The organism is Pseudomonas sp. KH_046_2, from assembly GCF_057838985.1.
This window is the reverse complement of the sequence record NZ_CM174480.1, coordinates 459,265-482,135: the sequence shown is the minus strand read 5'-3', so window position 1 is coordinate 482,135 and position 22,871 is coordinate 459,265. Positions and strand designations below refer to the sequence as shown.

21 protein-coding genes are annotated in these 22,871 nt (G+C 61.1%); 1 reads left to right on the top strand and 20 read right to left on the bottom strand.

Features of this window, described 5'->3' with window-relative positions:
- Nucleotides 1-44 precede the first annotated feature (44 nt).
- From AC3IX1_RS02215 to AC3IX1_RS02195, 5 genes are all read right to left on the bottom strand, one after another.
- Nucleotides 45-299 carry a DUF6124 family protein gene (locus tag AC3IX1_RS02215; RefSeq protein ID WP_489386956.1) on the bottom strand — a complete coding sequence of 85 codons (255 nt, stop codon included), beginning with the start codon at nucleotides 297-299 and terminating at the stop codon, nucleotides 45-47.
- A 460-nt stretch (nucleotides 300-759) separates the two neighbouring features.
- Nucleotides 760-1,203, bottom strand: coding sequence for a DUF2846 domain-containing protein (locus AC3IX1_RS02210; RefSeq protein WP_489386955.1), 444 nt, complete (start codon nucleotides 1,201-1,203; stop codon nucleotides 760-762).
- A 190-nt stretch (nucleotides 1,204-1,393) separates the two neighbouring features.
- Nucleotides 1,394-1,681 carry an addiction module antidote protein gene (locus AC3IX1_RS02205; RefSeq protein ID WP_007974639.1) on the bottom strand — a complete coding sequence of 96 codons (288 nt, stop codon included), beginning with the start codon at nucleotides 1,679-1,681 and terminating at the stop codon, nucleotides 1,394-1,396.
- Nucleotides 1,678-1,983 carry a type II toxin-antitoxin system RelE/ParE family toxin gene (locus tag AC3IX1_RS02200; RefSeq protein ID WP_489386954.1) on the bottom strand — a complete coding sequence of 102 codons (306 nt, stop codon included), beginning with the start codon at nucleotides 1,981-1,983 and terminating at the stop codon, nucleotides 1,678-1,680. The genes AC3IX1_RS02205 and AC3IX1_RS02200 overlap by 4 nt, the downstream gene beginning before the upstream one ends.
- A gap of 89 nt (nucleotides 1,984-2,072) precedes the next feature.
- Complete coding sequence (locus AC3IX1_RS02195) at nucleotides 2,073-2,975, bottom strand: LysR family transcriptional regulator (RefSeq protein WP_489386953.1); 903 nt, start codon at nucleotides 2,973-2,975, stop codon at nucleotides 2,073-2,075.
- A gap of 118 nt (nucleotides 2,976-3,093) precedes the next feature.
- On the opposite strand from AC3IX1_RS02195, the gene AC3IX1_RS02190 reads away from it, so the two are divergent.
- Nucleotides 3,094-4,374 (top strand): MFS transporter, encoded by a 1,281-nt coding sequence (locus tag AC3IX1_RS02190; RefSeq protein ID WP_489386952.1) that lies wholly within the window; start codon nucleotides 3,094-3,096, stop codon nucleotides 4,372-4,374.
- On the opposite strand, the gene AC3IX1_RS02185 is transcribed toward AC3IX1_RS02190, so the two are convergent.
- The 15 genes from AC3IX1_RS02185 to gltB form a co-directional block, all read right to left on the bottom strand.
- Nucleotides 4,367-4,798 (bottom strand): type II secretion system protein M, encoded by a 432-nt coding sequence (locus AC3IX1_RS02185; RefSeq protein ID WP_489386951.1) that lies wholly within the window; start codon nucleotides 4,796-4,798, stop codon nucleotides 4,367-4,369. The two genes, AC3IX1_RS02190 and AC3IX1_RS02185, sit on opposite strands and share 8 nt — an antisense overlap.
- Nucleotides 4,795-5,901 (bottom strand): type II secretion system protein GspL, encoded by a 1,107-nt coding sequence (gene gspL, locus AC3IX1_RS02180; protein WP_489386950.1) that lies wholly within the window; start codon nucleotides 5,899-5,901, stop codon nucleotides 4,795-4,797. The genes AC3IX1_RS02185 and gspL overlap by 4 nt, the downstream gene beginning before the upstream one ends.
- The gene (locus AC3IX1_RS02175) at nucleotides 5,898-6,749 is read right to left on the bottom strand and encodes a type II secretion system protein GspK (RefSeq protein WP_489386949.1); all 852 of its coding nucleotides are present in this window, start codon (nucleotides 6,747-6,749) and stop codon (nucleotides 5,898-5,900) included. The genes gspL and AC3IX1_RS02175 overlap by 4 nt, the downstream gene beginning before the upstream one ends.
- Nucleotides 6,746-7,288, bottom strand: a complete 543-nt coding sequence (locus AC3IX1_RS02170) for a type II secretion system protein GspJ (RefSeq protein WP_489386948.1) — start codon at nucleotides 7,286-7,288, stop codon at nucleotides 6,746-6,748. The genes AC3IX1_RS02175 and AC3IX1_RS02170 overlap by 4 nt, the downstream gene beginning before the upstream one ends.
- Complete coding sequence (gene gspI, locus AC3IX1_RS02165) at nucleotides 7,281-7,664, bottom strand: type II secretion system minor pseudopilin GspI (RefSeq protein WP_489386947.1); 384 nt, start codon at nucleotides 7,662-7,664, stop codon at nucleotides 7,281-7,283. Before gspI ends, AC3IX1_RS02170 begins: the two co-directional genes overlap by 8 nt.
- Entirely contained in the window at nucleotides 7,657-8,124 is a 468-nt protein-coding gene (gspH, locus tag AC3IX1_RS02160; protein ID WP_489386946.1) for a type II secretion system minor pseudopilin GspH, read from the bottom strand. Before gspH ends, gspI begins: the two co-directional genes overlap by 8 nt.
- 3 nt (nucleotides 8,125-8,127) lie before the next feature.
- Nucleotides 8,128-8,583, bottom strand: coding sequence for a type II secretion system major pseudopilin GspG (gene gspG, locus AC3IX1_RS02155; protein ID WP_489386945.1), 456 nt, complete (start codon nucleotides 8,581-8,583; stop codon nucleotides 8,128-8,130).
- A gap of 3 nt (nucleotides 8,584-8,586) precedes the next feature.
- Entirely contained in the window at nucleotides 8,587-9,795 is a 1,209-nt protein-coding gene (gspF, locus tag AC3IX1_RS02150) for a type II secretion system inner membrane protein GspF (RefSeq protein WP_489386944.1), read from the bottom strand.
- A gap of 3 nt (nucleotides 9,796-9,798) precedes the next feature.
- Nucleotides 9,799-11,271, bottom strand: a complete 1,473-nt coding sequence (gene gspE, locus AC3IX1_RS02145; RefSeq protein ID WP_489386943.1) for a type II secretion system ATPase GspE — start codon at nucleotides 11,269-11,271, stop codon at nucleotides 9,799-9,801.
- Between the two features lie 4 nt (nucleotides 11,272-11,275).
- On the bottom strand, nucleotides 11,276-13,195 hold the full coding sequence (gene gspD, locus AC3IX1_RS02140; RefSeq protein WP_489388677.1) for a type II secretion system secretin GspD: 1,920 nt from the start codon (nucleotides 13,193-13,195) through the stop codon (nucleotides 11,276-11,278).
- Nucleotides 13,196-13,203: 8 nt separating this feature from the next.
- Nucleotides 13,204-13,743, bottom strand: coding sequence for a hypothetical protein (locus AC3IX1_RS02135; RefSeq protein WP_489386942.1), 540 nt, complete (start codon nucleotides 13,741-13,743; stop codon nucleotides 13,204-13,206).
- Nucleotides 13,744-13,909: 166 nt separating this feature from the next.
- Nucleotides 13,910-15,376, bottom strand: coding sequence for an N-acetylglucosamine-binding protein GbpA (gbpA, locus tag AC3IX1_RS02130; RefSeq protein WP_489386941.1), 1,467 nt, complete (start codon nucleotides 15,374-15,376; stop codon nucleotides 13,910-13,912).
- A 275-nt stretch (nucleotides 15,377-15,651) separates the two neighbouring features.
- Nucleotides 15,652-16,719, bottom strand: coding sequence for a uroporphyrinogen decarboxylase (gene hemE, locus AC3IX1_RS02125; RefSeq protein WP_489386940.1), 1,068 nt, complete (start codon nucleotides 16,717-16,719; stop codon nucleotides 15,652-15,654).
- A 239-nt stretch (nucleotides 16,720-16,958) separates the two neighbouring features.
- Nucleotides 16,959-18,377: an FAD-dependent oxidoreductase gene (locus AC3IX1_RS02120; RefSeq protein WP_007975602.1), complete on the bottom strand. Its 1,419-nt coding sequence runs from the start codon at nucleotides 18,375-18,377 to the stop codon at nucleotides 16,959-16,961.
- Between the two features lie 32 nt (nucleotides 18,378-18,409).
- Nucleotides 18,410-22,855 carry a glutamate synthase large subunit gene (gltB, locus tag AC3IX1_RS02115; RefSeq protein WP_489388676.1) on the bottom strand — a complete coding sequence of 1,482 codons (4,446 nt, stop codon included), beginning with the start codon at nucleotides 22,853-22,855 and terminating at the stop codon, nucleotides 18,410-18,412.
- Nucleotides 22,856-22,871: the final 16 nt, after the last annotated feature.

Here is a 22,871-nt window from a genome sequence, read left to right as displayed (position 1 = left end):
TTTTCGCGAGCAATCGAGCGTCGACCGGCTGCTCCTACAGAGGTTTACGGTGGGTCGAGGTTATCCAGCACCCGATTCACCGCCATTTCCCCCAGCATGATCGACTGCTGAATGCCCAGCAGGGTGTTGCTCTGTGATCCGTTCAAACTCCTCGCGAAATCACTCGCCATGACATTGGCTGATGCCAGTGACACACATGCGTACTCCAGCAGAGTGTGGTTGTCGATATCTGGGGCGATCAAGAAGATATTGCTGGATTGGCGTGGAGTGTCCGGCGGATTTTTTGCTTTATTGGTCATGATTCAGTGCCCAGACAAGTGGAGCCGACACCGAGTCGCTACGAATCAAAAGGGTGGCAGCTGTACGCAGGTTAGCAGACCGGGCCACGATGAAACCGGCGCGCCCGAAGGCGCCCTGCGCACAGCTACCGTCAAAAGCAGGTATGGATATACCTGCCTATCAGGAGCGCAAATGCGCTTCATTGTGGACACGGGCTGCTAAACCCGATCACTGACCATCAGTGACACGAATCAAGTTAGCGATGGCCCTCAAAGCGCACAAGCCGGCGGATTCTGGAGTAGTTGCAGGCAACGTCGCAAGGCACTGTAGCCTGTCCGAGAGATTTCGGAAATGTCCCACGATTGGGGGTGAAGCTTCCTGCTGGGTTGGACATTCCGGGTCCGTACAGGTGGGCTTTTTGGTGTTCTCTCGGACGAAGCGAATCAACCCCCGCGCTGTGTGCGGGGGTTGTCGGAACGCTTACTGAGCTTGGATCAGTTTGCTTTCAGCGACGCCGGCGCGGCCTGTCTGGTCGTCGACGACTTGCAGGCTGTTACGCGCCTTGATGAAACCCACTTTCACTTCCTGCCAGACAAAGTAATTTTTGCCCGCTTCAGCGGTGAGTTTCAGTTCCGAATCGTTTTCCGCGGAAGACACCAAGGTCTGCTGACCGGCCGGGACGGCCAGCATCAGGTAGGACTTGGCGACTGTCTCGCCGACGGGTTTGCCGTTAAGGGCAACCGGCATTTTCACGCCTGCGCCCATGCTTTCGTTGCGATACACGTAGATGTGGGCTTTGTCTGGAGCGACCTGGAAGGTTTTAGCCTGGGCGTCCTGGCTTTCATCGGCCATTTTTACCGAAGCACAACCACCAGTCAGAGCGGTCAGTGCCAGCAAAGCGGTGAAGGTTAACTGCTTGAACATCCTGTTTCTCCATAGTTTGATGAATGCAGAAACAATTATCGGCCGACCCGATCAAGGCTAAAGGCCACCACTCAAAATCCACTCGAACAAAACGCTCACCAATGCCAATTGGTGTGGCCAACTGAAATGAATAAGGCGCCTTTTGGGCGCCCATTCGCAGATTGATTGTCTTGGTATTTGATTCAATCCTTCACGTACTGGCATGTAACTTGAGTCCCAAAGCCTTGATGACTTTCAGTATGGTGCCGAACTCTGGATTCCCATCACCCGACAATGCACGGTAAAGGTTTTCTCGAGAAAGCCCCGCATCGCGCGCGACCTGAGTCATGCCGCGAGCTCGTGCAATGGTCCCGAGAGCTTTGGCGATGAACGCCGGATCATCCCCCGCCTCTTCCATGCAAGCGTCCAGATAATTTGCCATGTCCTCTTCGGTCTTGAGGTACTCGGCAGAGTCCCAGCGAGTGAATTGTTCGGTCATGGGTTTTGCTCCTGCCAGGATTTCGCAATAAGCCTGGCTTGTTTGATATCACGAGGTTGGCTGCTTTTGTCTCCACCACACAGGAGAATGATCAACTGACGGCCTTGTTGCATGAAATAGATCCGATACCCAGGACCATAGTCGATTCGTGCTTCACTCAATCCTTCTCCGATATCTTTGACATCTCCAAAATGCCCGTCAGCCATGCGGTCAATCCGCACCTGAATACGCATCCTGGCGCGGCTATCGGCCAGCTTTGTTAGCCAGCCTGAGAATGTAGAACTTCGAAGGATCTCCGTCATGCGCGAAGTGTAGCGCTTGAGCTACACCCGCTCAATCCGGATTTCTGATCATTCGATGTTCGGTAGTCAGAGCCAACCATTGAAAATAGTCACGCCTGCAACGGCTCAACCTTCCTCGTCAGCAGTTCGACAAACGCCCGCGCCATCGCCGACTTCTGATCCTTGCGCTGCACCAGCCATACCGCCGACACCGCCGCCGGATCGAGCAGCGGGCGGTAGACCACACCGTCGATGCGCATCCGCTGATAAGACGCCGGCAGCACCGAAACGCCGAGCCCCGCCGCCACCAGCCCGATGATGGTCATCGCCTCTCCGGCCTCCTGGGCGAAGTGCGGGCTGAATCCGGCGTCCCGGGCCAGGCTGAGCAACTGAGCGTAGAGACCGCTGCCGTAGCTGCGCGGAAAAAACACAAAGGGTTCAAGCGCCAGGGCTGACAGAAACAAACCCTCCTCGCTGCCCTCTACCAACGGGTGCTTGGAGCTGAGCACCGCGACCAGCGGCTCGCGCATCAATTCGACCACACTGAGGCAATCCGGCAACCCGAGCGGGCGCATGATGCCGACTTCAATCGATTCGTCCACCAGCGCATCGGCCACCTGGGTGCTGCTCATTTCCCGCAGGTTCAAGTGCACCGCCGGGAAGCGCTGGCGAAAAGAGAAAATCGCCTGGGGAATGGTCGAGTTGAACGGGGCCGACGAGGTGAAGCCGATTTTCAGTTCACCCAGCTCGCCCAATTGCGCCCGTCGCGCGACATCCGCCGCCTTGTCGACCTGCGCCAGCACCAGCCGCGCCTCCTCCAGAAACAGCCGGCCGGCCTCGCTCAGCTCGACCCGACGATTGGTACGTTCGAACAGCCGTGCGCCGACTTCCTGTTCCAGCGCTTGAATCTGCTGGCTCAACGGCGGTTGCGAGATGCCCAGCACCTGTGCGGCGCGGCCGAAGTGCAGTTCTTCGGCGACGGCGATGAAGTAGCGCAGATGACGCAATTCCATGGAAACCCCATTAGGTCGTTAAAGCTATCAAACAGGTCGAACAATATATTGGATTGAATCATTAGCCAGCTATATGCTTTTTTCATTGCCTGACCGGCTGCGCCCTCCGAGGTCCCCCGTGAAAACTGCTGTCGCCCCACTCGCCCATGAAGTTTCACCTTCAGCGCCGGACGCTATCGCCGCTGAGCTGGCGGAGATCTACATCGAAAAAGGCACGCCGGCGTTCATGCGCACGGTGCTGGCGTTGTTCTGCGGCGGCTTCGCGACTTTCGCCCTGCTCTACTGCGTGCAGCCGATGATGCCGCTGCTGTCCGACGAGTATTCCATCAACGCGGCGCAGAGCAGCCTGATCCTGTCTATCGCCACCGGCATGCTTGCCATCGGCCTGCTGATCACCGGCCCCATTTCCGACCGTATCGGGCGTAAACCGGTGATGGTGGCCGCGCTGTTCGCCGCTGCGCTGTGCACCATGGCCAGTGCAATGATGCCGAGCTGGCACGGCGTGCTGCTGATGCGTGCGCTGATTGGATTGTCGTTGAGCGGTCTGGCCGCGGTTGCGATGACTTACTTGAGCGAAGAGATCCACCCACAGCACATCGGCCTCGCCATGGGTCTGTACATCGGTGGCAACGCGATTGGCGGGATGAGCGGACGCTTGATCACCGGGGTATTGATCGACTTCGTCAGCTGGCACACGGCGATGCTGGTGATCGGTGGCCTGGCGCTGATTGCTGCAGCGGTGTTCTGGAAAATCCTCCCGGAATCGCGCAACTTCCGCGCCCGCTCGCTGCACCCGCGCAGCCTGCTCGACGGTTTCACCATGCACTTTCGCGACGCCGGCCTGCCGCTGCTGTTTCTTGAAGCCTTTGTGTTGATGGGCGCGTTCGTCACGTTGTTCAACTACATCGGCTATCGCCTGCTGGCCGCGCCGTACCATATGGAACAGGCCTTCGTCGGGCTGCTGTCGGTGGTGTACCTGTCGGGCATCTACAGCTCAGCGAAAATCGGCTCGCTGGCCGACAAACTCGGTCGCCGCAAAGTGCTCTGGAGCACCATCGCGCTGATGATCGCAGGTCTCGCCCTGACGATGTTCACACCATTGCCGCTGGTGATCATCGGCATGCTGGTGTTCACCTTCGGCTTCTTTGGCGCCCACTCGGTGGCCAGCAGCTGGATCGGCCGCCGCGCGACCAGGGCCAAGGGGCAGGCGTCGTCGCTGTACCTGTTCAGCTATTACGCCGGTGGGAGCATCGCCGGAACGGCAGGTGGCGTTTTCTGGCATATGGGCGGCTGGAACGGGATAGGGTTGTTCATCGGCACGCTGCTGGTGATTGCACTGCTGATCGCGTTGAAGCTGGCGAAGTTGCCGTTGCTGCCACAGTACACCTCGACTACCTGAGCACCAGCCGCGCCTCCAGGGCACCGTCACGTTTTTCCAGGGTCAGCGATTGCAACGCGACACCGTTGCGCTCCATGCCGTCGAGCCACTGCATCAACGGCTGTGCGTTGCCATTGAGGGTCAGGCGCAGCAGATCGCTGTCGCTCTCCATCTGACGGATTTCCAGCCCTGCTGCCGCGGCGCTTTCGCTGATGCGCAGCGATAGCGGTTTTTCGCTGTCGACGGGGACATGGCTGCGCGGTAACGCCCGTTGCAGTTGCGCGGCCAGCCCCGCCTGCTGTTGGTATTGTCGCTCGACAGTTTCCAGCCGCTGCCGGGTCGGTTGCCAGATCAGGCTGAAAGCCACGACCGCCAACAAAAAAGCCCCCGACACCTGCAACAGCCGTTGTTCGCGCGCGGACATGCGCCGCCATGCCTGCTTCATGCCCCGTCCTCCACGGTGAGGGTGGCGTGCACCCGGTCAGCGGCTTTGTTTGCGCTATCGAGCCGGACGGGCATGCCTTGTTGTCGTCCGCGTTCACGCAATTGCTCCAGCTCGGTAAAGCCGCTGGCGGTCAGTTGGATTTTCCAGCCTTCGCCTGCTCGAAACTCGATGCGCCGGACTTCGACCGGGCTGGCGCCAATCACCTGCTCGATCAACTGGACCAGCCCTGCAATGCGGGTGTTTTGCGAATCCACAGGCTGGCTTTGCAGGGCCTTGAGTTGCGCTGCAATATCGACGATGCGGCTTTGCTCGGGGTAAAGCGCCTTGAATCGCTGTTCATTTTGGGTGGCCAGGCGGCGGGCTTCGCTGTCGAGGAAGCGGATCCGCGTTTCGCTGGCCCCCCAGGTCAACAGCGCCAGCATCAACAGCGCCCACCCGCCGGCACGCCAGGGCAGACGCTTGCCCCGTGGGGCGAATGCGCCTTGCAGCAGGTTGATGGCCCGGGTTGGGCGGTGGGTCAGGCATTGGTCGACGACTGCAGGGGCCTCACGCTCGTCCAGCCATTGCATGTCCTTGGGCAATAACGGAGTGAGCAGCGCCAGGTCGTCTTGCGAAATCGCCAGGCGCGCCGACAGGCCTGCACCCAACAACCAGCGACCGAACCACCATGCGCCGCACGGCTGATCGCCGGACAACACATCGGCATCGACGAACACCCCGCGCACCTCAATACCTGCCTCGCGCAGCAAGTCGAGCACGTCGGCCAACCGTTCACGGCCAATGACCATGACCGGGTAGCAGCCGTCACGATCACGAGCGCCAACGCTCAGATGCACAACCTCCAGCGCTTCACTCAGTTGATCTTCCACGGCGTAGGCCATGGCCTGGGCTTCGGGCCTGCGTCGCGCCGGCCATGGCTCGCTGCGAACCCAACTGCACATTTCCATGGGCAGCAGCACATCGACCGCCTGCCCCTGCAATGCCGAGGCCGCCTGATTCAACGGCATCGGCTGACGTTGAAGGGTTGGCGACCACAGGACGCAGGGCCAGCGGCTGGATGGCGCATCCTGGCCCTCTGCGGTCAGGTAAAGCCAAGTGTTCATCGCGGTCTCTCGTGGCTACTCATGGGAAGAAAACGTCGTTGCAGCACCGTCAGTTGTCGAGTCTTGGGGTCGTGCCCGACATCCGTGGCCAGGAGCAGTTCGCGCCCGTCCCGGGTCACCTGCACGCTGATCCGATACCAGCGGCTTTGGGTGCCAAGTCCGTGGCTGTTCAAGCCCTGCCCGGAGAGCAACGAGTCCTGGGTAAACGCCTGGACGCTCGCCCAGGGCGTCGTTACCGCCTGACGGGCCAGCGCCTCGGCAGTCGCGGCGTCCACCTCGCCGAGCGTTCTCAACAGCAGCGCCGGCGCGGTGTTGATGTTCAAGGCGGTGTCGGTGGGCAGCAGCGCCACCCAGGGCTCCAGTCGCTGCAGCAGGCGAGCGTCAATGCCAGGCAGCAAGCGCAGCTGACTCAGTTCCACCAGCGGCCCGACCTGGCTAAGTTGCACGGGAGGCAGTTCGAGCAGCTCGAGCAGGCGCGCCCAACGATTGAGGGTGACCTGATCCACCTTACCCTGACGTAACAAAGCATTGAGATTGAAGCGCCCGGCGAGGTCGTCGATATCGATGCGGATCTGCGCATCTTCAACCTCGAAACCCGGCGCCATGGCCGTCCAGCCTTGAATCCGCTCGACGGGTTTTTTCGCGTCCTGCAACGCGTCGCGCAACAGCAACAACGCCCAGGTTTCCCCGCCCGATGCGAGTTGCCGCAGCTGTATCTGCTGCAACTGTTGCCCACTGCTTTGCAGCGCAAGGTGATGGCTGCGCAACAAGCCACCGGTGATCAGCAGTGCCAGGCTCATGACCAGCAATACACTGATCAACGCAATGCCGCGTTGGTGCCCGTTCATGGCAATGCACCCGGCACTGGCAACACCCGACGGATCGATTCGAAGCGCCCGACAGAGACTTGCACCTCCAACGCCAAGGGCGTCTTTGCATCCTGCCCTGCCGGCCAAAGGGCGACCCAGCCGGACTGGTTGTCGAACAGACGCCAGCTCAACTCGCGCACACCTTCCAGCAGTTTTTGCCGCTGCACGAACTCCGTACCTTCGCCCTGGCTTTCGCGCCACAGCACGCCGCCATCGAGTCGATAGGTCAGCGCCTGGCGCTCACTGCGCGGTTGGTCCAGAGGATTGCGCCAGTGACTGCGCTGGAACTGCAAAAGCGCCGGTGCGAGCACCATCGGCTGTACGGTGATGTGCAGCAGATCCCGCTCGATCACCGCCACGGCTCGTTGCAGGCTTCTGAGTTCTCGCTCGTGAGCCGTCGCGCCCTGTTGCACTCGCAGCACGCTATCGAACATGCCCCAACTGGCCAGCCCCAGCACGGCGAAGATGGCCATGGCGATAACCAGTTCCAGCAAGGTGAACCCGCGCTGCTTATTCATGAACCGCGAGTATCCAGCCGCTGGCACGATACAAACCGTGAGCACTGTTCGCCGGGCTGACCAGAATGTCGACCTGGAGCAAGCGCGGATCACGGGTGGCGCTGATGTGCTGATGCAGCACCCAGTCGCGCTGATCCATAGACACGATCTGTTGTTGCTGGCCGGCTACCAGGCCGGATTGCAGGCGCAATTCGTTCAACCGGTTGTCCGCCAGCCACGCCGCGAACAGGCGATTCTCAACGGCGCCGCGCTGCTTCACCGCATATTGACTGGCCGACAGCACGGCTGCCGCCAGTGTCGCGAAGACCGCCAGGGCCACCATGATCTCCAGCAGCGTGAACCCCCTCATGGACGACAAGGATCGCGGGCTAGCCATCGATCGTCACCTCGCCGAGGCCATCGCCGGACAGGCTCAGCCAAGTCCTGTTGCCGGACTCGAATGTCAGTGTGAAGGCACTGGTTTCATCGTTACTGAATATCAGCAACTGCGGCGGTCCTTCGTCAGCGTCCAGCTCTACCGCATAGCCGTCCTGCTGAAAACGTACTCGCACGCTCAGGGGCCAGCGAGAAAGCGCCGCCACCGGCTCCCACCCGCGCAGCTCCAGGCGCATCGCCCGGTAGCCATCGGTACTCAGCCTCAGGCCGTACTCTTGACCTTCGAACACGGCGCGCTGACGCAACTGATGGATCACCTGCATCATCGCCTCGGCTTCCTGCTTCACCTCCCGCCCCGGACTGCCCCCGCTGGCAAGGCTCACCATGCCCAGCAAAACGCCGACCAGGACCATCACGATCATCAGTTCCAGCAAGGTAAACCCCCGACAGCGGTAGCCCACGGATCAATGGCCCCAATTGCCGATTTCGGCTGCAAACCCTTCGCCGCCCGCTACGCCATCGGCGCCCAGGGAGTACAGGTCGTAAGTGCCATCTACCGATCGCACACCCGGATTGAGGTACTGATAAGGCGTGTTCCACGGGTCGACCGGCATGCTCTTGAGGTAACCCTGAGGGTTCCAGCCCCGTGCCGCAGGCAGTCCGGAGGGACGTTTGACCAACGCTTCCAGGCCTTGCTGGGTCGAAGGGTAATGGGCGTTGTCGAGGCGATACATCTCCAGGGCGGTGGCGATGGCCTGGATATCGATTCTGGCGGCGGTGACCTTCGCCTGATCAGGACGGCTCATGAACTGCGGCACCACAATGGCCCCCAGCACGCCGATGATGACCACCACCACCATGATTTCGATCAGGGTAAAACCGCGTTGCGCGCGGGAAAGGGTTTTGCGGACAGGTTGCATGGATCAATTCACCAATTGGTTGAGGCTGAGAATCGGTAGCAGGATGGCCATGACGATCAGCAGCACGACGCCGCCCATCAACACCAGCATGGCCGGCTCGAAGAGACTCACCACCAGTGCAATGCGCGCGGCGAGGCTGCTTTCCTGTTGTTCGGCGGCCCGGGCCAGCATGCGGTCGAGCTCGCCGGCACGTTCGCCGCTGGCGATCATGTGCAGCATCATCGGCGGGATGTCCCCGCTCAGTTCCAGGCCACGGGTCAGCGTTCCGCCTTCACGGACGGAGCGGGCGACATCGACCATCCGCGCGCGAATGGTCAGGTTGCCGATGACCGCGGCGGCAATTTCCAGTGCGTCCACCAACGGCACGGCACTTTTGCCGAGGATTGCCAGAGTGCTGGCAAACCGCGCGGCTTCCATGGCACGCAGCACTTCACCGATGACTGGCGCATTCAGCACCCAACGGTGCCAGCGCAGGCGCCATTGCGGCTGCTGCCAACTCCAGCGCCACAGGCCGAACAGCGTCGCCAGCACGCCCATCAACAACAGGAAGTGGTTGCGCAGGCCATCGCTCACGCCGATCAGCGCCCGGGTCAGCCAGGGTAATGGCTGGCCGCTGTCGACGAAGATCTTCACCACATCCGGCACCACATAGCCGAGCAGAAAACCGACGATTGCTGCGCTGGCCAACATCAGGATCAACGGGTACACCAGGGCCATCTGGATCTTTTGCCGAGAGGCCTGGCGGGCCTGTGTGTAAGCCGCCAGTTGCTCGAGCACATGGCCCAGATGCCCCGAGCGTTCGCCGGCGGCCACGGTGGCGCGGAACAGCTCGGGGAAGGCCCTGGGAAACTGCCCCAGCGCCGAGGCCAGGGCGTGACCTTCCATCACCCGGCTCCTGACCGCCGAGAGCAGGCCCGCGACCTTGCGCTTCGAGCTTTGTTTGGCCACCGCATCGAGCGCTTCCTCAAGGGGCAGTCCGGCCTGAACCAGCGTTGACAGTTGCAAGGTCAGCAGTGCCAGATCAGCCGCACTCAAACGCCGACCACGGGGTTGTTTGCCCGAGCCGTTGCTGACGTTCACTTCGTTCAATGCTCGCGGCCACAGGCCACGTTCACGCAGCAGTTGCCGCGCATGGCGGGCTCCATTGGCTTCCAGTCGCCCCTTGCAGGATCGTCCCAGGGAATCGTGGGCGCGGTAGTCGAAGGTCGGCACCGGTCAGTTCTCCTGCGTCACGCGCAGCAACTCATCGAGGCTGGTCAATCCTTCCAGCACCCGCTGACGCCCGTCCTGGAACAGGCTGCGCGAGACCTTGCGCGTTTCGTCGAAGAGGATTTGCTCACTGGCGCCCTGATGGATCAGCGCCGAGACAGTGGGGGTCACGCTGATCAGTTCGTAAATGCCGATGCGCCCGCGATAGCCGTGCTGGCACTGTTCACAGCCCGAGGCTTTGAACAGAGTGTGCGGCGTGGCCGTGTCGAGCCCCAGGCGCTGGCAGGCCGCCGCTTCGGCGATGTACGAAACCTTGCAATGGGGGCACAAGGTGCGCAGCAGGCGCTGGGCCAGAATGCCCACCAGCGAGGACGCCAGCAGGTAGGCATCGACACCCATGTCCACCAGCCGTGTGACGGCGCCGGCCGCGCTGTTGGTGTGCAAGGTCGAAAGCACCAGATGCCCGGTCAAGGACGCCTGCACAGCGATTTCGGCGGTTTCGCGGTCGCGGATTTCGCCGACCATCACCACGTCCGGGTCCTGGCGCAAAATCGCCCGCAGGCCTCGGGCAAAGGTCATGTCCACTTTCGGATTGACCGGCATCTGGCCGACACCCGGCAGGTGATATTCGATCGGGTCTTCGACCGTGAGAATATTGCGGGTCTGGTCATTCAGGCTACTCAGCGCGGCGTACAGGCTGGTGGTCTTGCCGGAGCCGGTCGGTCCGGTCACCAGCAGAATGCCGTGGGGTTTGCCCAACAGATGGCGCAGGGCCGCGAGGGTATCGTCCGGCATGCCCAGCCGGTGCAGGTTCAGGCGCCCGGCCTGCTTGTCGAGCAGGCGCAGCACCACCCGTTCGCCATGGGCCGAAGGCAGCGTCGAGACCCGCACATCGACTTCATGCCCGGCCAGGCGCAAGGCCATTCGCCCATCCTGGGGCACGCGTTTTTCCGCGATATCCAGGCGCGCCATGACCTTGATCCGCGACACCAGCAGGGTCGCCAGTTCGCGCTTGGGCCTGAGCATTTCACGCAGTTGGCCATCCACCCGCATGCGCACCGAAAGGTATTGCTCGAAGGTTTCCAGGTGCACATCCGAGGCATGCTCGCGCACTGCTTCACCAAGTAGCGCGTTGATCAGGCGAATGATCGGTGCGTCGCCCTGTTGCTCCAGCAGGTCGGCGGTTTGCGGGACCTGATCGACCAGGCTGAGCAAGTCCAGTTCTTCGTCCAGCCCTTGGGCAACCTGCTCCACCGCACTGTGTCCCTCGCGATAGGCCGCCGCCAGGCGCGAGGCGTACTCATCGGCCCCGACGATTTGAAACGGCAACGCCCGCCCGCACACCCGGCGCGCTTCCGCCAATGCGGTGAGCGGCGCATCACTGCGCAGGGCAAGGCGCAGGCCGTCGCCGTCATGCTCCAGCAACACACCAAAACGCCGGGCGAAGCCGAAGGGCAATTGCTCGCAGAGTTCGCTCATGGATTCACTGCGCCTTGCCGCGCAAATCGAACACCGGCGCGTCGCTGGTCGGTTCGAACAACCCGCGCGCCTCGGATGGCAGCAACAACGAGTTGTTTTCCCCCGCCCCTGATTTGCTCAAGTCACGCAACGCGTTGTAACGCTGCTGGCTGACCTGGGACAGATCTTCCTTGCTGCGCACGATAGTCGGGCGCAAGAACACCATCAGGTTGCTTTTGGTCTGGGTGTCGCGGCTCCAGCGAAATATCGCACCGAGGTAGGGAATGTCCCGCAACAGCGGCACGCCACTTTTCTGGGTGCGCACGCTGTCGCGGATCAAGCCGCCGATCACGATGATTTCGCCATCGTCGGCGAGGATGGTGCTTTTGAGCGCTCGCTTGTTGGTGATCAGATCCGAGGAATCAATGCCTGACACCGACGGTGCGATGTCCGAGACCTCCTGCTCGACCTCCAGGCGCAACGTCGAGCCTTCGTTGATGTAAGGCTTGATCTTCAGGCTGATGCCGACGTCCTTGCGCTCGACGGTGGTGAACGGATTCTCCGCGCCGTTGCTGTTGGTGGCGTAGGAGCCGGTCTTGAACGGTACGTTCTGGCCGACAATTATTTCGGCTTCCTGATTGTCCAGGGTCAACAGGCTCGGCGTGGACAGCAAGTTGCTGTGGGTATTGCTGGCCAGGGCCGAAATCAGCGCACCGAAGCGGTCACTGCCCAGTTGCAGGATCGCCCCTTCCGGCGCCGATCTTTTCTCGTCGAACTTCAACCCGCCGACGATCGGAATATCGGTACCGGGAAAGTTGATGAAACCCTTGGCGTCGCCCGTGTTGAGATTCCACTGCACCCCGACGGCCTCGGCGATGTCGCCGGAGATTTCGACGATGGCGGCATGGATCAACACCTGGGCCCGTGGCTGGTCCAACTGACGCACGATGTTTTCGATGGTCCGCACCTGCGCCGGTTCAGCAATCAGCACCAACGCGTTCTGGCTTTCGTCGGCCTTGATCATGAAGCTTGCACCGCCGGACGAATCTTTGGCGCTGCCGACGGTGGGCGCCTGCTTTCTGCCCTGCCCCATCGATTCCAGAATCTCGGCCAACTGCTTGGCATCACTGTGGCGCAGGCGAATCACACGGGCATTGTCGAGGGTCGTGGTGGCCGGCGTATCCAGACCTCGGGCCAGCTCGATCAAGCGCTGGCGAACGACTGGCGGGCCAATGAAAATCAGGCGATTGGTCCTGGTGTCGGCCAGTACCTGTATCGCTGACTCGGCATTGCGCTTGCCCATGGATGCCTCGATCACCGGCGCGACATCGCCTGCCAGGGCATGCTTGAGCTGGACCACCGCGTGCAGGTTGTTCTGACCGGAGTCCAGTTCGCGGATCACCCGGGCGATGCGCGTCACATTGGCAGCCGTATCGGTCAGCACCAACGCGTTGGCCGACACCGAAGGGCCGACATAACCGCTGGCAGAAACCAATGGCCGCACCAGCCCGGCAATATCGGAAGCGCTACTGGTGTTCAAGCCGATGACTTCGGTCACGAACTGCGACGCCGTGGTGGTTTTTACCGTGCCCTGGCCGGCCCGGGTCTTGGCCTCGGCGACGGGGGTGATGAGGATCCGATCGCCCTCATCGATCACCGTGAAGTTGTGGGCGTCGAGCACCGAATAGAACAACCGGCGCACGCCTTCACGATCGAGGGCCTGCCGGGACATGACCGTGACGCGACCAGAGACTTTGGGGTCCAGCACCACGGTGGTCCCCAGAATGCTGGAGATCTCTTCGACGATGTCGCGCAGCTCTGCGTTGTTCATCGCCAGTTGCCATTTTTCTTCGGCGGCCAGAAGTGCGCCGTGGTTGAGCGTTAGCGCCATGGCGACGGAAAAAAGCACAGACCGCAGGGCGCGTGCACCGGGAAAGCTATTCATGGACATGATCACTCTGACTGCCCGGCAAGCGGGCGCAAAAAACGCGGTGAAGCACTGGGGACAGTCGACTTGCCGTCGGGGTCGAGCCGTTGCAGAAAACCCGTGACGGGAGGCTGGAGTGTCAACAGTTCCTCTCGGCCCTTGCTCCACAAAACCGCGTGATCTGGCTCGACGCGACGCAAGACGCTGCCACCGGGCAATCGCTCGCCGACCTGGTAGATACGCGCGCCTTGCGAGTCCGCCAACAACACCCGGGACAAACCGTGGGTGACAACGAAGCTCGCTTGCAGGGTCAAGGGTTCGGCACTTGGCAGCCGGTCGGCGTCAGTCGTCAGGCCGAGCACTGTTGCAACCGCCGTTGCATCGAGCGCTTGAGGGCGCGCGGGAGCGGTTCGCGATGTTTCGACCGGTGTTGGTAACACCAACTGTTCGCGATAGCGCCACTCCTGCCAACCCAGAAATGCCCCGTAGACCAGCGGCACAACCAGCAGGCAACCTTTGCACAGACGCAAAGCAAGCCAGCTCAAACGCTCGCGCGAAAACATCATCTTGGGCTCACTCAAGTCGCTCGCCGCACAGCCGAAAAGACATTCGCTGCAGCATTACACGCTGCCTTGAACAACCTGAAAGCGCCATTTTCAACTCGATCGACATCAGAGGATGTAAACCTTCAGGCGATCGGTTACCGATCGCCTGAAGTGCTACAAGGGGGACTTACAACTTGTTCCACGCCATGTGCCAGTGAGCACCGACACTCGGTTCGAAGCCGTTGGCGGTGGGGCTGTACTGCTTGCAGTAACCCGACTCAGGGAATGGCTTGCACTCAAAGACTTCGTTGGTCTTCGGATGCAGCACCTTGGTGCCGGCGGTGTAGTCGCTGATGCCTTCAGGGAACACGAAGTCGTACTCGATGCTGGCGCCTTCACCGGTCAGTTTGGAGGTCTGGGTATCCTGACGGGTGGTGCGGCCATCCAGGGTGGTGCCAACCAGGGTCAGAGTGTGTGCGCCCGGGTTGCTGCGCACATCCATGGACAGCGAGGTGGAGCCACTGGCCACCTGTGCCGACGCGGTGCCAACCGGTTTGTTGTTCTGATCGAGCAAGGTGGCTTCGACGTTCATCGAGCGGTTCGCAATCATGCTGAACTCGACCTTGGCCCGGCCTTTATCCAGAACGTATTCGGCTTGCTGCGAGGCCACCGACATGCGCGCAGCGGTGTCTTCCTTCATGTCCAGCTGCACTTCGTAGCGGGTTACACCGCTTTCTTTTTGTGCGTACAGCGTGTTGTTACCCCGGATCGGTTCGATGTTGCCGTTCTCATCACGAATGCCGGCACGGATGAGCTTGTGGGTCGCGTTGATTTTTTCCGCCAACTTGAACGACCAGTTTTGCGCTGACCCTTCTTCAGCGTTATCGATGCTGATTTCGACGCTGTAGTCCGGGCTCTCGCCATTGGCGGAGAACGCGCGGGCCTTGACCTTGTCACCCACCAGCAACGCGGTCGATGGAGCAATGCCGCCTACCGAGGACCAGCCGCCCGGCAGATCCGGTTCGGCCAGGATGTTCACGTCTGCCACGTTGTAAAACGCTGCATCGGTGTCACCGACGGTCCAGATGGCCAGGACGGCGTGGTGCCCGGACTTGTCTGCCGGAATGTTGCAGTTGTGCTTGTCGCTGGACTCAGGACGCTGATTGCCACCGTCGATGGTGCAGAACGGCGCGCTTTCGAAAGTGGCGCGCTTGAGCGATTCGTTCGGATTCCAGCCGTTGCGGGTGATGAAATACTCGTGTTTGGTGGCCGGGTGAACCGCTGTGTAATGCCACTTGAAATCGATGTTGCGGTCCTTGATTTCCGTCAGGTGCCAACGGGTGGCGGACTGTGCATCCATGGCAGAGAACAGCGAGTGACCACCGCTGGCGATCTTGCCATCGACCGGCCCCTGCAAGGGAGCACCGCCGACGCCCGCCGGAAAGCCTTTGAAGGTTTCACCGACGCTCTGCGGCTCGTACTGGGCACCACCGCAGTTGGTGTTCAATCCCTTCTGGCAAGCCAAAGCGCGCGAAGGCGGCACTTCCAGATAGCCATGGGCGGAAACGGTTTGAGAGGCCAGCATTGCCGATAACAGGATCATCGATGAAGTGCAGGCGGTTAATGCACTCCTCTTATCAAATTTAATTTTCATGATGTATTCCAGACGTCTTATCGAAAACAGGGCGCCTTGTGGGCGCCCATGTTCGCTTCGTGACTGTTCGGCGATACGCCGGACAAGAGCCTGGAACCTTACGGGGATGGAAGAAAATTCTATGTAGGAGTAATCACCGCGTGAGGCAGGAACAGTCTCTCCATTCCTCGCTCCGACAAAGAAAGAAAACATTCTTACATCGATTGAGCTTCTAAACGGCGCAAAAAAAACCTGTCCGGCACGAGGCGGGACAGGTTTTTTTAAACGGGCAATCGCTATTCGTGATACTGCGCCGACAGCTCATGCACCGCGCGCAGGAATGCACCAGCATGTTCCGGATCGACTTCCGGCGTGATGCCATGGCCGAGGTTGAACACGTGGCCGCTGCCTTTGCCGTAGCTGGCCAGGATGCGCCCGACTTCGGTACGGATGGCTTCCGGTTTTGCGTAGAGCACGGTCGGGTCCATATTGCCTTGCAGCGCGACCTTGTCGCCGACACGGGCGCGGGCGTTGCCGATGTCGCAGGTCCAGTCCAGGCCCAGTGCGTCGGCGCCAGTATCGGCGATGCTTTCCAGCCATAGGCCGCCGTTCTTGGTGAACAGGATCACCGGCACCTTGCGACCTTCATGCTCGCGGATCAGACCGCTGACGATTTTCTTCATGTAGGCCAGGGAGAACTCCTGGTACGCCGCAGCCGACAGGCTGCCGCCCCAGCTGTCGAAGATCTGCACCGCTTGTGCGCCGGCCATGATCTGGCCGTTGAGGTAGCTGGTGACCGTCTGCGCGAGCTTGTCCAGCAGCAGGTGCAAGGCTTGCGGGTTGTCGTAGAGCATGGTTTTGGTCTTGCGGTAGTCTTTCGACGAGCCGCCTTCGACCATGTAGGTGGCCAGGGTCCACGGGCTGCCCGAGAAACCAATCAGCGGCACACGGCCGTTCAGTTCACGACGGATGGTGCTGACCGCATCCATCACGTAGCCCAGGTCTTTGTGCGGATCAGGAATCGGCAGGGCTTCGATGTCGGCCAGGGTGCTGACGACTTTCTTGAAGCGCGGACCTTCGCCGGTTTCGAAATACAGGCCCTGGCCCATGGCATCGGGGATGGTCAGGATGTCGGAAAAGAGAATGGCCGCATCCAGTTGCGGATAACGGTCCAGCGGTTGCATTGTGACTTCGCAAGCGAACGCCGGGTTCATGCACAGGCTCATGAAATCGCCGGCCTTGGCACGGCTGGCGCGGTATTCAGGCAGGTAGCGACCGGCCTGACGCATCATCCACACGGGGGTGACGTCTACGGGTTGCTTGAGCAGGGCGCGCAGGAAACGGTCGTTCTTCAGGGCAGTCATGTCGGCATCCGGAAAAAAAGTGAGGGCATTTTCTCAGAGCCGGACGCAAAAGGCACGGTTGCAGGTCAGCCTTTTGTCTATCGGGTCAATTTGTCGCAATGAAATACTGATTTTTGCAACGCCGAGAAACAACTGTAGGAGTGAGCCTGCTCGCGATGGCGGAGTGTCAGTCATTCCAACTGTGACTGATTCACCGCTATCGCGAGCAGGCTCGCTCCTACAGGTTTTGTGTCGCTTGGTTACACGCCCAGGTAATCCAGGATCCCTTCCGCCGCATTACGGCCTTCGAAGATCGCCGTCACTACCAGGTCCGAACCGCGCACCATGTCGCCACCGGCGAAGATTTTCGGGTTGCTGGTCTGGTGCTTGTACTGACCTTGCTCAGGCGCCACAACACGGCCCTGGCTGTCGGTCTGGATTTCGAACTGCTCGAACCACGGCGCCGGGCTTGGACGGAAACCGAAGGCGATGACCACGGCGTCGGCCGGGATGATCTCTTCGGAGCCCGGGATCGGCTCGGGGCTGCGACGGCCACGAGCGTCCGGTTCGCCGAGACGGGTCTCGACCACCTTCACACCTTCGACCTTGTCCTCGCCAACGATGGCGATCGGCTGGCGGTTGTAGAGGAATTTCACGCCTTCTTCCTTGGCGTTCTTCACCTCTTTGCGCGAGCCCGGCATGTTTGCTTCGTCACGACGATAGGCGCAGGTCACCGACTTGGCGCCCTGGCGGATCGACGTACGGTTGCAGTCCATCGCCGTGTCGCCGCCGCCCAGTACCACAACCTTCTTGCCCTTCATGTCGACGAAATCTTCCGGCGACTTTTCAAAGCCCAGGTTGCGGTTGACGTTGGCGATCAGGAAGTCCAGCGCGTCGTACACGCCCGGCAGGTCTTCCCCGGCGAAACCGCCCTTCATGTAGGTGTAGGTGCCCATGCCCATGAATACGGCATCGTATTCTTCGAGCAGTTGCTCCATGGTCACGTCCTTGCCCACTTCGGTGTTGAGGCGGAACTCGATGCCCATGCCTGTGAAGACTTCGCGACGATTGCTCAGCACGGTCTTTTCCAGCTTGAACTCGGGAATACCGAAGGTCAGCAGGCCACCGATTTCCGGGTTCTTGTCGAACACCACCGGGGTCACGCCGCCGCGCACCAGCACGTCGGCACAACCCAGGCCCGCAGGCCCGGCACCGATGATCGCGACACGCTTGCCGGTCGGTTTGACCTTGGACATGTCCGGGCGCCAGCCCATGGCGAACGCGGTGTCGGTGATGTACTTCTCCACCGAACCGATGGTCACCGCGCCGAAGCCGTCGTTAAGGGTGCAGGCACCCTCGCACAGACGGTCCTGCGGGCAAACCCGGCCGCAGACTTCCGGCAGGGTATTAGTCTGGTGCGACAGTTCGGCGGCCTGGAGGATGTTGCCCTCGGCCACCAGTTTCAGCCAGTTGGGAATGAAGTTGTGCACCGGGCACTTCCACTCGCAATACGGGTTACCGCAACCCAGGCAGCGGTGGGCCTGGTCGGCCGACTGCTGGGGTTTGAAGGGTTCGTAGATCTCCACGAACTCTTTCTTGCGTTGACGCAACAGTTTCTTCTTCGGATCCTTGCGCCCGACCTCGATGAACTGGAAGTCATTATTCAGACGTTCAGCCATTTTAAAACCTCATCAAACTCTTCAGGCGCATATCACTGCGGGTTGGCACGGGTGCTGGAAAGCAACGATTTCAGGTTGGCAGCCTTGGGCTTGACCAGCCAGAAACGACGCACGTAATCATCGAGGTTCTCGGCGAGTTCACGACCCCACTCGCTGTCGGTCTCCTCGACGTACTCGTTCAGCACGCGCTGCAGGTGGCTGCGGTAGGCTTCCATCGCCTCGCCGCTGATCCGCTGGATTTCCACCAGTTCGTGGTTGACCCGGTCAACGAAGGTGTTGTCCTGGTCGAGCACGTAGGCGAAACCGCCAGTCATGCCAGAGCCGAAGTTGTAACCGGTCTTGCCCAATACGCAGACGAAACCACCGGTCATGTACTCGCAGCAGTGATCGCCAGTGCCTTCCACGACGGTGTGGGCACCGGAGTTACGCACGGCGAAACGCTCGCCCGCGGTGCCGGCGGCGAACAGCTTGCCGCCAGTGGCGCCGTACAGGCAGGTGTTGCCGATGATGGCACTGTCCTGGGTGCGGTAGACGCTGCCTTTCGGCGGAACGATCACCAGCTTGCCGCCGGTCATGCCCTTTCCGACGTAGTCGTTGGCGTCGCCTTCCAGGTACATGTGCAGGCCGCCGGCGTTCCACACGCCGAAGCTCTGCCCGGCCGTGCCTTTGAAGCGGAACGTGACCGGTGCGTTGGCCATGCCCTGGTTGCCGTGCTTACGGGCGATTTCACCGGAGATCCGCGCGCCGATCGAACGGTCGCAGTTGCAGATATCCAGGGCGAACTCGGCGCCGCTCAGGTCGTTGATCGCCGAGGTGGCCAAGTCGACCATTTTCTCGGCCAGCAGGCCCTTGTCGAACGGCGGGTTGCGCTCAACACCACAGAACTGCGGCTTGTCCGCCGGCACGTGATCGCTGCCCAGCAACGGGGTCAGGTCCAGGTGATGCTGCTTGGCGGTCTGGCCTTCGAGGACTTCCAGCAGATCGGTACGGCCGATCAGCTCTTCGAGGGAGCGCACGCCGAGCTTGGCCAACCACTCACGGGTTTCTTCGGCGACGTAGGTGAAGAAATTCACCACCATGTCGACGGTACCGATGTAGTGATCCTTGCGCAGCTTCTCATTCTGAGTCGCGACGCCGGTGGCGCAGTTGTTCAGGTGGCAGATGCGCAGGTATTTGCAGCCCAGGGCGATCATGGGTGCGGTGCCGAAGCCGAAGCTTTCGGCGCCGAGGATCGCCGCCTTGATCACGTCGAGGCCGGTTTTCAGGCCGCCGTCGGTCTGTACCCGGACTTTGCCGCGCAGGTCGTTGCCGCGCAGGGTCTGGTGGGTTTCGGCCAGGCCGAGCTCCCACGGAGCGCCCGCGTATTTGATCGAGGTCAGCGGCGATGCACCGGTGCCGCCGTCGTAGCCGGAAATGGTGATCAAGTCCGCGTAGGCCTTGGCCACACCGGCGGCGATGGTGCCGACGCCCGCTTCCGCTACCAGCTTCACCGAGACCAGTGCCTTCGGGTTGACTTGTTTCAGGTCGAAAATCAGCTGCGACAAGTCTTCGATCGAATAGATGTCGTGGTGCGGCGGTGGCGAAATCAGGGTCACGCCCGGCACTGCGTAACGCAGCTTGGCGATCAGACCGTTGACCTTGCCGCCTGGCAGTTGACCACCTTCGCCCGGCTTGGCGCCTTGAGCGACCTTGATCTGCAGCACTTCAGCGTTGACCAGGTATTCCGGGGTCACCCCGAAGCGGCCGGTGGCAACCTGCTTGATTTTCGAGCTCTTGATGGTGCCGTAGCGCGCCGGGTCTTCGCCGCCTTCGCCGGAGTTGGAACGCGCACCGAGGCGGTTCATGGCTTCGGCCAGGGCTTCGTGAGCTTCCGGCGACAGGGCGCCCAGCGAGATACCGGCGGAATCGAAGCGCTTGAGCACCGATTCCAGCGGCTCGATTTCGCTCATATCCAATGGAGTGTCGAGGGTTTTGACTTTCAGCAGGTCGCGGATCATCGACACCGGGCGGTTGTCCACCAGCGACGTGTATTCCTTGAACTTGCTGTAATCGCCCTGCTGCACAGCGGCTTGCAGGGTGTTGACCACGTCCGGGTTGTACGCGTGATATTCACCACCGTGGACGAACTTCAGCAGGCCGCCTTGCTGGATCGGCTTGCGCGGGCTCCAGGCTTCGGTGGCCAGGGCTTTCTGCTCGGCTTCGATGTCGACGAAACGCGCACCCTTGATACGGCTTGGCACGCCACGGAAGCTCAGGTTGCAGACTTCCTCGGACAGGCCGATGGCTTCGAACAACTGCGCACCACGGTACGACGTGATGGTCGAGATGCCCATCTTCGACAGGATCTTGAGCAGGCCCTTGGTGATGCCTTTACGGTAGTTCTTGAACACCTCATAGAGGTCGCCCAGTACTTCACCGGTACGGATCAGGTCGCCCAGCACTTCGTAGGCCAGGAACGGATAGACGGCAGAGGCGCCGAAACCGATCAACACGGCGAAGTGATGCGGGTCACGTGCGGTCGCGGTTTCAACAAGGATGTTGGAGTCGCAACGCAGGCCTTTCTCGGTCAGGCGGTGGTGCACAGCACCGGTGGCGAGCGAAGCGTGGATCGGCAACTTGCCCGGGGCAATGTGACGGTCACTCAGCACAACCTGGGTACGACCAGCGCGCACGGCTTCTTCAGCCTGATCGGCGACGTTGCGGATCGCCGCTTCGAGGCCGACGCTCTCGTCGTAGTTCAGATCGATGATCGCGCGCTCGAAGCCCGGACGATCAAGGTTCATCAGCGAGCGCCACTTGGCCGGGGAAATGACCGGCGAGCTGAGGATCACGCGCGAAGCGTGTTCCGGCGACTCCTGGAAAATGTTGCGCTCGGCACCGAGGCAGATTTCCAGCGACATGACGATGGCTTCACGCAGCGGGTCGATCGGCGGGTTGGTGACCTGCGCGAACTGCTGGCGGAAATAGTCGTACGGCGTGCGCACGCGCTGGGACAGCACGGCCATCGGCGTATCGTCGCCCATCGAGCCCACGGCTTCGTAGCCCTGTTCGCCGAGCGGACGCAGCACCTGGTCGCGCTCTTCGAACGTGACCTGGTACATCTTCATGTATTGCTTGAGCTGATCGACGTCGTAGAACGCCGAACCGTGGTCGTTGTCTTCCATGGTCGCCTGGATGCGCAGGGCATTCTTGCGCAGCCATTGCTTGTACGGATGACGGGACTTCAGGCGGTTGTCGATGGCGTCGGTGTCGAGGATCTGACCGGTTTCGGTGTCCACGGCAAAGATCTGGCCCGGGCCCACACGGCCCTTGGCTATCACATCTTCAGGCTGGTAGTTCCAGACACCGATTTCCGAAGCCAGGGTGATGAAACCGTTCTTGGTGGTGACCCAACGCGCCGGACGCAGACCGTTACGGTCGAGCAGGCACACCGCGTAACGACCGTCGGTCATTACCACGCCGGCCGGGCCGTCCCACGGTTCCATGTGCATCGAGTTGTATTCGTAGAACGCACGCAGATCCGGGTCCATGGTCTCGACGTTCTGCCACGCAGGCGGAATGATCATCCGCACGCCACGGAACAGGTCGATGCCACCGGTGACCATCAGTTCGAGCATGTTGTCCATGCTCGAAGAGTCGGAACCCACGCGGTTGACCAGCGGGCCGAGCTCTTCCAGGTCCATCAGATCGTTGGTGAACTTGGTGCGACGGGCCACGGCCCAGTTGCGGTTGCCGGTGATGGTGTTGATCTCGCCGTTGTGCGCCAGGAAGCGGAACGGTTGAGCCAGCGGCCATTTCGGCAGGGTGTTGGTGGAGAAGCGCTGGTGGAACACGCAAATCGAGGTTTGCAGGCGCTCATCGCTCAGGTCCGGATAGAAGGCGGTCAAGTCCGCCGGCATCATCAGGCCTTTGTAAATGATGGTCTTGTGGGAAAAGCTGCACACGTAGTGATCGGTGTCGGCGGCGTTGGCCACGGACGAGCGACGACGAGAAGTGAACAATTTGACGGCCATGTCCTGATCGCCCAGGCCTTCACCGCCGATGAACACTTGCTCGATCTGCGGCAGGCGCTCAAGGGCCAGGCGGCCGAGGACGCTGGTGTCGATCGGCACTTTGCGCCAGCCGACCAGTTGCAGACCGGCAGCAAGGATCTCGCGGTTCATGTTCTCGCGAGCGGCTTCGGCTTTGACCGGGTCCTGGTTGAAGAAAACCATGCCCACGGCGTATTGCTTGGGCATTTCGACGCCGAAGGTTTCCTGGGCGATGGCTCGCAGGAACACGTCCGGCTTTTGAATCAGCAGACCGCAACCGTCACCGGTCTTGCCGTCGGCATTAATCCCACCGCGGTGGGTCATGCAGGTCAGGGCCTCGATGGCCGTTTGCAAAAGGGTATGACTGGGCTCGCCCTGCATATGGGCTATCAGGCCGAAACCGCAGTTATCCTTGAATTCATCTGGTTGGTACAGACCTGCTTTCATAGACACTTTCTCACCA

Coding starts and splice junctions, on each gene's coding strand:
- AC3IX1_RS02215 (WP_489386956.1), bottom strand. CDS start 299: ATGACCAATAAAGCAAAAAATCCGCCGGACACTCCACGCCAATCCAGC.
- AC3IX1_RS02210 (WP_489386955.1), bottom strand. CDS start 1,203: ATGTTCAAGCAGTTAACCTTCACCGCTTTGCTGGCACTGACCGCTCTG.
- AC3IX1_RS02205 (WP_007974639.1), bottom strand. CDS start 1,681: ATGACCGAACAATTCACTCGCTGGGACTCTGCCGAGTACCTCAAGACC.
- AC3IX1_RS02200 (WP_489386954.1), bottom strand. CDS start 1,983: ATGACGGAGATCCTTCGAAGTTCTACATTCTCAGGCTGGCTAACAAAG.
- AC3IX1_RS02195 (WP_489386953.1), bottom strand. CDS start 2,975: ATGGAATTGCGTCATCTGCGCTACTTCATCGCCGTCGCCGAAGAACTG.
- AC3IX1_RS02185 (WP_489386951.1), bottom strand. CDS start 4,798: ATGAAGCAGGCATGGCGGCGCATGTCCGCGCGCGAACAACGGCTGTTG.
- gspL (WP_489386950.1), bottom strand. CDS start 5,901: ATGAACACTTGGCTTTACCTGACCGCAGAGGGCCAGGATGCGCCATCC.
- AC3IX1_RS02175 (WP_489386949.1), bottom strand. CDS start 6,749: ATGAACGGGCACCAACGCGGCATTGCGTTGATCAGTGTATTGCTGGTC.
- AC3IX1_RS02170 (WP_489386948.1), bottom strand. CDS start 7,288: ATGAATAAGCAGCGCGGGTTCACCTTGCTGGAACTGGTTATCGCCATG.
- gspI (WP_489386947.1), bottom strand. CDS start 7,664: ATGGCTAGCCCGCGATCCTTGTCGTCCATGAGGGGGTTCACGCTGCTG.
- gspG (WP_489386945.1), bottom strand. CDS start 8,583: ATGCAACCTGTCCGCAAAACCCTTTCCCGCGCGCAACGCGGTTTTACC.
- gspE (WP_489386943.1), bottom strand. CDS start 11,271: ATGAGCGAACTCTGCGAGCAATTGCCCTTCGGCTTCGCCCGGCGTTTT.
- gspD (WP_489388677.1), bottom strand. CDS start 13,195: ATGAATAGCTTTCCCGGTGCACGCGCCCTGCGGTCTGTGCTTTTTTCC.
- AC3IX1_RS02135 (WP_489386942.1), bottom strand. CDS start 13,743: ATGATGTTTTCGCGCGAGCGTTTGAGCTGGCTTGCTTTGCGTCTGTGC.
- gbpA (WP_489386941.1), bottom strand. CDS start 15,376: ATGAAAATTAAATTTGATAAGAGGAGTGCATTAACCGCCTGCACTTCA.
- hemE (WP_489386940.1), bottom strand. CDS start 16,719: ATGACTGCCCTGAAGAACGACCGTTTCCTGCGCGCCCTGCTCAAGCAA.
- AC3IX1_RS02120 (WP_007975602.1), bottom strand. CDS start 18,377: ATGGCTGAACGTCTGAATAATGACTTCCAGTTCATCGAGGTCGGGCGC.
- gltB (WP_489388676.1), bottom strand. CDS start 22,855: ATGAAAGCAGGTCTGTACCAACCAGATGAATTCAAGGATAACTGCGGT.